Annotated in this window: 5 protein-coding genes; 1 reads left to right on the forward strand and 4 read right to left on the reverse strand. The window is 72.4% G+C overall.

Annotated features, from left to right (window positions below; all coding sequences use genetic code 11):
- Positions 1–49: 49 nt before the first annotated feature.
- Both ACFXMF_RS45740 and ACFXMF_RS45745 read right to left on the reverse strand, forming a co-directional pair.
- Positions 50–2,086 carry an alkaline phosphatase family protein gene (locus ACFXMF_RS45740; RefSeq protein ID WP_379992517.1) on the reverse strand — a complete coding sequence of 679 codons (2,037 nt, stop codon included), beginning with the start codon at positions 2,084–2,086 and terminating at the stop codon, positions 50–52.
- A gap of 284 nt (positions 2,087–2,370) precedes the next feature.
- A complete protein-coding gene (locus ACFXMF_RS45745) occupies positions 2,371–3,279 on the reverse strand; it encodes a LysR substrate-binding domain-containing protein (RefSeq protein ID WP_379992516.1) in 909 nt (302 codons plus the stop codon).
- Positions 3,280–3,366: 87 nt separating this feature from the next.
- Here ACFXMF_RS45745 and ACFXMF_RS45750 point away from each other — a divergent pair, with 87 nt between their 5' ends.
- Entirely contained in the window at positions 3,367–4,701 is a 1,335-nt protein-coding gene (locus ACFXMF_RS45750; protein ID WP_379992515.1) for an aspartate aminotransferase family protein, read from the forward strand.
- A 12-nt stretch (positions 4,702–4,713) separates the two neighbouring features.
- On the opposite strand, the gene ACFXMF_RS45755 is transcribed toward ACFXMF_RS45750, so the two are convergent.
- Both ACFXMF_RS45755 and ACFXMF_RS45760 read right to left on the reverse strand, forming a co-directional pair.
- A complete protein-coding gene (locus tag ACFXMF_RS45755; RefSeq protein WP_379992514.1) occupies positions 4,714–5,787 on the reverse strand; it encodes a MaoC family dehydratase N-terminal domain-containing protein in 1,074 nt (357 codons plus the stop codon).
- Between the two features lie 155 nt (positions 5,788–5,942).
- Positions 5,943–7,208, reverse strand: a complete 1,266-nt coding sequence (locus ACFXMF_RS45760; RefSeq protein WP_360311382.1) for an aspartate kinase — start codon at positions 7,206–7,208, stop codon at positions 5,943–5,945.
- Positions 7,209–7,374 lie beyond the last annotated feature (166 nt).

Below are 7,374 nucleotides of genomic sequence, written 5' to 3' on the forward strand. Positions count from 1 at the left end.
GGGTACGGGGACGACCCGGACCCCGCGCCGCCGTTGTGGCCGGGGTGGGTCAGATCGCGGTGACCGTCAGGGTCGCGCTGTAGGTGCCGGGCGCCGTGGTGGTCGCCAGGTTCAGGGCGAGGTCGGCGCCGAGCACGGCGGTGCCGCGACCGTGGCCGGGCACCGCTCCGCCGAGGGTGCGGGCGGTCTTGACGCCGCCGTCGGCCGCGGGCGCGACCGGCCCGCCGGCGCTGACCCGCTGACCGTCGCCGGCCTTGACGACCTTCGGGGTCCAGCCGAGCGCCGAGCCGTCGAAGGACGCGCCGCCCTCGGCGGTGAAGTCGGTGACCTGGCCGCTGACGTTCCAGCCCGGGTCGGCGATGCGCAGGTCGGTGACCTGGACCGTGTTCAGCGCACCCGAGGTGGCCAACCGGTCGCCCGCGGCGGTCAGTTCGGGCGAGGGCAGGGTGACCGTCGGGCCGGCGACCGTCATGGTCAGCCCGCCGGTGTTCTTGACGGTGGTGGTGATCACCTGGCTGCCGGACAGCGGGTCGCCGCCCGGGTCGGTGCTGCCGCCCGCGGTGAACGAGACCTGGTCGACGGCCCAGAAGCGGCTGTTGGTGCCGGTGTAGCGGAACCGGATCTGCGCGGTCTTGGCGCCGGCCGGGACGTCGAGGGTCAGGCGCTCGACCTGGTTGACGTTCGTGCGGTACGACTTGATCGGCTTGGGTGTGCCGCCGTCCCAGGACACGTACACGTCGCCGGTCTGCGGGCCGTCGACCTGGTAGTCGCTGACGTAGCTCAGCTCCGCCTTGGTCCTGCCCTCGACCGGGTAGGCCGGGGAGACCAGGGTCGAGTCGAACTGCCCGGCGGCGTGCGCCTTGTCGTCCCACTCGTCGGAGTCGGCGACGGCGAACACGTTGCGGCTGCGCACGTTGCCCTCGCGGGCCTGGCCGCCGCCCTCGGTGCGGGTGAAGAACTCGTCGGTGGCGAACGACCAGCCGCGCCACTCGGTCACGCCGCCGGCGGGCATCGCCGAGTTGTCGATCGACCAGCCCTGCGGCGCGGTGTGGGTGAAGCCCTTGATGCCGGCGGGGATGCCGCTCTCGTCCACGCGCTCGGACAGGATCGGGCGCAGCGCGTCGAAGGCGTCGGGCTTGATCTCGTCGATCGGCTGCCCGTCCAGGCCCCACGCCGGGTCGATCCGGACACCCTCGTGCTTGAGCACGGTGGGCGCGATGTCGACGAGGCGCACGTCGTTGCGCACGGCGCCGGCCGGCATGCCGCCGCCGTTCGCGATGACGAAGGTCTGGCGCTCCTGCGGGGTGTCGCCGCCGTGGCCACCGGAGTCGGTGTGGCCGTGGTCGGTGGTGACCATGATCAGCCAGTCCTCCTGGGCGTAGGTCGGCCGGGCCCGCAGCGCGTCGAGGACCCTGCCCACCCGGGTGTCGGCCTCGTGCACCGCCTTCGCGTAGTCGGCGCTGGTGCCGCCGGTGTTGTGTCCGGCCCCGTCGACCTCGTCCAGGTGCATGAACGCGACGTCGGGGTTGCCGGTGGACAGGTACTGCGCGGTGTCGGCGGCGGCGAGGTCGTCGTTCTCGTCGGTGGCCACCCGCACGTCGACCCTGGGCGAGAAGATCGTGGACGAGATCGGCGCCCACGCGCCGACCACGAGGGTGGAGGCGGCCGGTTGGGCGGTCTCCAGCCGGGTCGCGAAGTCGGGGTACTTGTCGTACCGCGACCCGGCGAACGAGTTGTCGTGCACGCCGTGCTTGTCCGGCCAGACGCCGGTGGCGATGGTGGACCAGCCGGGGCCGGAGACGGTGGGTGCGAACGGTTGGGCGTACAGGTTGCTCGACGCGGTGGTGCCGCCGGCCATCAGGGCCTTGAGGTTGGGTGCGTCGCCGCTCTGCAGCTTGTCGAAGCGCAGCCCGTCGATGCCGATGACCAGGGTCTTGGCCTTCTTGGTGCCGCCGGGCAACGACGGCAGGGCGTCGCCCGCGGCGGGCGAGGCGGCGAGCGCGGCGCCGGCCAGGGCGAGCGGAACGCCGACCGCGGCGACCGCGACGGCGGCGAGACCGCGTTTGGCACGCGTGGATCCGTACACTTCGATAACTCCCTCGGTGGATGAACCGGAGTGGGGTCGGGCCGAGGCGGGGGCAACCGCCACAGGCCCGCCGGGCCGATCGCGTTCGCGCGGTCGGCCCGGCTGCCTTTCGCCGCGGGTACCGATGGCGCTGCCGGTACCTGCGAGAGCGTGCGCCACCAACCATGCAACGGGTCGGGGATCGGTCACCCACGAACGGCCGTCGGCCGGTTGAATAAAGAGCGAACTTCCGGTCCGAACCCGTTATCGTTTCGTGATCGAGTGAAGTCGGTCGGCGCGGTGCCTCACTCGTGTTCCGGCAACGACGGGACCGGGTTGTGCCGTAGCGCGTCCAGCACCGCGCGGACCGCGGCGCGCGGTGGCGAGCCCCGGCGGATCGCGGCCGTGATCGTGCGGGTCACCGGGGTCGCGAGTTCGCGGGTGACGACGCGGTAGCGGTGGTCGACCGCCAAGCCGGGCAGCAGGGCGATCGACAGGCCGGCCTCGACGTGTTGCAGGGTCATCATGTAGTTGCTGAACCGGCACACCACCCTCGGCTCGAACCGTGCCCGGCGACACAGGCGCAGCGCGAGGTTGGCCATGTACGACTGCGGCATGTCGAACGCCCACGGCTCGCCCGCGCAGGCCGCCAGGTCCACCGCGCCGCGCCCGGCCGCGGGGTGCTCGGGCGGGAGCACCAGCACGATCGGGTCCGTGGTCAGCGGCACGAGGTCGAGGTCGGGCCCCAACGGCAACTCGTCGAAGTCGGTGGTCGTGATGATCACGTCCGCGTCGCCGACCCGCAGCGCGGGCATGCTCTCGTGCGGCTCCAGCTCCAGCAACTCGACGTCCAGGTGCGGATGTTCGCGCGCCAGTCGGGTCACCGCCGGCACCGCCATCGAGTGGATCGCGCTCTGGAACGCGCCCAACCGAACCAGCCCGGCGGGTTCCTCGCCGAACCCGCGCAGTTCCTCCTCGACACCGTCCATGTGGTCGAGGATCGCCCGCGCCCGCCGGGCCAGGATCAGCCCGGCCGAGGTCAGCCTCACCCGGCGTCCGGTGCGTTCCAGGAGCTGGGTACGGGTCTCGGCCTCCAGCACGGCGAGCTGTTGGGACACGCTGGAGGGGCTCAGGTTGGCGGCCTGGGCGACCGCCCGGATGGTGCCCAGGGTGTCCAACTGGCTCAGCAGCCGCAGCCGCCAGGGGTTCATCATCCCCCGATTGTTGTGCGGTTTTGCCGAACAGGACAGCCGGAATCGTGTGCTGGACGTGTTGCTCGACCGCGACCTACCGTCGGGAACATGACTGCTTCGAACACCGCCCCGGCGTCCGCGGAAACCTTCTGGACCGATGCCGAACGGCATCTCGTGCGCTACGGCGGCGAGTTCACCCGCGAGATCATCGACCATGCGGCCGGGAGCTTCGTCTTCACCGCCACCGGCCGCAAGATCCTCGACTTCACCTCCGGGCAGATGAGCGCGATCCTCGGCCACTCGCACCCGGACATCGTGGCGACCGTGCGACGGCAGGTGGCCACCCTCGACCACCTCTACAGCGGCATGCTCAGCCGCCCGGTGGTCGACCTGGCCCGGCGGCTGGCCGAGACGCTGCCCGCGCCGCTGGAGAAGGTGCTGCTGCTCACCACCGGCGCCGAGTCGAACGAGGCCGCGATCCGGATGGCCAAGCTGGTCACCGGCCGGCACGAGATCGTCTCGTTCGCGCGGTCCTGGCACGGCATGACGCAGGCCGCCGCGTCCGCCACCTACAGTGCCGGCCGCAAGGGCTACGGGCCCGGCGCGCCGGGCAACTTCGCCATCCCCGTGCCGAACGTGTACCGGCCCGACTTCACCGCGGCGGACGGCTCGCTGGACTGGCGGCGTCAACTCGACTTCGCCTTCGACCTGATCGACGCCCAGTCGACCGGCAGCCTGGCCGCGTGCCTGGTCGAACCGATCCTCAGCTCGGGCGGCGTCATCGAGCCGCCGGCCGGCTACTTCGCGGCCCTGCGTGACAAGTGCCGAGAACGCGGCATGTTGCTGATCCTGGACGAGGCGCAGACCGGCCTGTGCCGCACCGGGTCCTGGTACGCGTTCGAGCGCGACGGCGTCGTCCCCGACATCCTCACGCTGTCCAAGACACTCGGTGCGGGACTGCCCCTCGCCGCGGTGGTCACCAGCGCCGAGATCGAACAGGAGGCGCACGAGCGCGGATTCCTGTTCTTCACCACGCACGTCGCCGATCCGCTGCCGGCCGCGGTCGGCAACACCGTGCTGGACGTGCTGGTTCGCGACGGGCTCGCCGAGCGCGCCCGCTCGCTCGGCGGCTTCCTGCGCCGCGGCCTGACCGAACTCGCCGGGCGCCACCCGGTCGTCGGCGACATCCGCGGCCGGGGCCTGCTGGCCGGCCTCGAACTCACCGTCGACCACGAGTCGAAGCGAACCTCGGACGAACTGGGCGCACGCATCACCCGCCGCTGCCTCGAACTGGGCCTGCACATGAACATCGTGCAACTCCCCGGCATGGGCGGCGTCTTCCGCATCGCCCCACCCCTGACCGCCACCGAAGCCGAACTCACCCTCGGCCTCACGATCCTCGACGAGGCCATCACCGACGCGTGCGCCGACGGTGATCGGTGACCGGGGTGGAGGTCAGGCGGGGAGATGGGCGCGGACGCCGGCTTGCACGTGGGGGCCCAGGGAGTTGGTGCCGGTGACCCGGAGTTCCAGGTCGTTGCCGCGCACGGCGGTCACCACGCCGTCGAGGGTGAGGGTGTCGCCGGTGTGGTTGGGGGCGAGCAGGCGCAGGTCGACTTCCAGGAGGCGGGTGGCGGGGCCGGCCCAGTCGGTGACCACGCCGCCGACGAGGCCCGTGGTGGCGAGGATGTTGGTGAAGATGCCGGGGCGGTGCAGCGAGGTGCGCGTCCAGTCGGCGTCGTGGTGGGCGGCGTAGAAGTCCTGGGTGGCGAAGGCGGTCGCGATCACGAAGGTGGGGGTGATCGGGATCGTGGTGACCGGGGTGCGGTCGCCCACCTGCGGGGCCGCGGTGAGCGGGCGGCAGGTGCGGCCGCTCGCGGTGGTGGGCCGCGGGGGTTCCGCGCGGGTGTCCGGCGCGGCGGCGACGGGGGGTTGCCGCTTGGGGGTGCGGAAGCACAGTACGGTCCAGTCGACGGTCGCGACCTTCGCCTCGTCCTGGTCGCGGAAGGTCATCCGCGTGGTGACGAAGTATCCCGGGCCCAGCGCCGTGCGCTTGCGCGCGGACACCGTGGTGAGCGCGCTCTCGCAGGTGAGGTGGTCGCCGATGCGCGCCTCGCGGTGGTACTCCTGCCGGCATCGCGTCGCCGCGCGGGCGGCGTAGCCGTGTGCGGTCAGCAGGCGGTGCGCGGCGGCCGTCGGGTTGTCGGACGCCGTGCCGGTCGGTGTTTCCCCGTCCAGGTAGGGCGCGTACCCGGGGACCTGCGACAGCGTGGCCGCCAGTGCCGGCAGCGAGGGCATGGTCCACGCCTGGATCATGGTCGGCGGCGCGACGATCCCGGCCCGTCCGGTCGCGGCGGCGGCGCTCGCGTCGCGGTAGACCGGGTTGGGGTCGCCGAGGGCGTCGGCCCACAGGTCGAGCATCGGCAGGTTGACCGCGTGCCGGGCCCGCACGACGGACGCGGTGCCCCGGGCCACGCAGTCCCGGAGCAGCGCGTCCAGTTCCGCGGTGTCGGTGGTGTCGGTTGTCATGCCCGCCTCGCCTTCCAGACGATCGCCGGTTGCCCCGCACACCCTACCGAGATGCTTGACATTGACAAGCGGTACGGGCCGCCCGCCCGGGCGGCCCGTACCGTCCTCGATGTCCGGCGGCCGATGTTCGATGGCCGGGGTTCGGCGGCCGGTGTCTAGCGGCCGGTGCCCGCGTGCACCGGTGCCTCCTCGGTCGTGTCGAGGTCGAACGCGGTGTGCAGGGCGCGCACCGCGTCGGCGACCCGGGCCGTGCGACACAACACCGAGATCCGGATCTCCGAGGTCGAGATGATCTCGATGTTGACCCCCGCCGCCGCGAGCGTCTCGCAGAACGTCGCGGTCACGCCGGGGCAGGTCCGCATGCCGCTGCCGATCAGCGAGATCTTGCCGACGTCCTCGTCGTGGCTCACCTCCTCGACGCCGATCTCCTCGGCACACGCGCGCAGGGCGGCCAACGCGGCGAGCGCACCCTCCGCGGCCAGCACGAAGGTCAGGTCGGTGGGTCCGCCGGTCGGCGACGCCGCGTTGTGCACGAGCATGTCGATCTCACCCCCGGCATCGGCGACGGTCCGCACCAACCGGCCCACCGCCCCGGGGTGGTTCGGTACGCCGGTCACGGTGACCTTGGTCCCGGAGGTGTCGTGGGCCACGCCGGTGATCGTCGACCGGCCGGTGTCGCCGTCGTCGGGTGCGCCGGACACCGTGGTTCCGGGCCGGTCGCCGTACGCGGATCGCACGTGGACGGGCACGCCGCAGCGGCGGGCGTACTCGACCGAGCGCAGCGCCAGCACCTTGCTGCCGGCCGCCGCCATCTCCTGCATCGCCTCGTAGCCGATGTGGTCGAGCAGTGCGGCGTGCGGAACGATCCGGGGATCCGCGCTGTAGACCCCGTCGACGTCGGTGTGGATCTCGCAGACGTCGGCCTTGAGCGCGGCGGCCAGGGCGATGGCCGTGGTGTCCGAACCGCCGCGTCCCAGCGTGGTGACGTCGTCGGTATCCCGACTCAGTCCCTGGAATCCGGCGACCAGGACGATGGCGCCCCGGTCGAGTTCCCGCCGGATGCGCTGCGGCGCCACCTCGACGATGCGCGCGTTGCCGTACTCCGAGGTGGTGAACACCCCGGCCTGGGCACCGGTGAGCGAGCAGGCCCGCTCACCCAGGGCGCGGATCGCCAGCGCGGCAAGGGCGTTGGAGATGCGCTCGCCCGCCGTGACCAGCATGTCGAGTTCGCGTGGATGGGGGAGGGGGGCGACCTGCCGGGCCAGGTCGAGCAGTTCGTCGGTGGTGTCACCCATGGCGGACAACACCACGACGACATCGTGGCCTTCCCGGTGGGTGGCCACCACACGTTCGGCGACTCGTCGGATGCGCTCGATGCTGTGCACCGAGGAGCCGCCGTACTTCTGGACGATGAGAACCATGCGGGAGGTCTCCTCGATCGAGAGACTGCCGGTGATGGGCGGCCGAGGGGGGGGGGGGGGGCCGGCGCGGGACCCCCCCCCCCCGCCCCGGCCGGGCCCGCCCCCCCGGTGGGCGGGTGGAGTGGGGGGCGCGGGGAAGAACCACCGCGGTGACCCACCCCGGCGG

Source organism: Embleya sp. NPDC059213, assembly GCF_042754445.1.
In the GTDB taxonomy this organism is placed as follows: Bacteria; Actinomycetota; Actinomycetes; order Streptomycetales; family Streptomycetaceae; genus Embleya.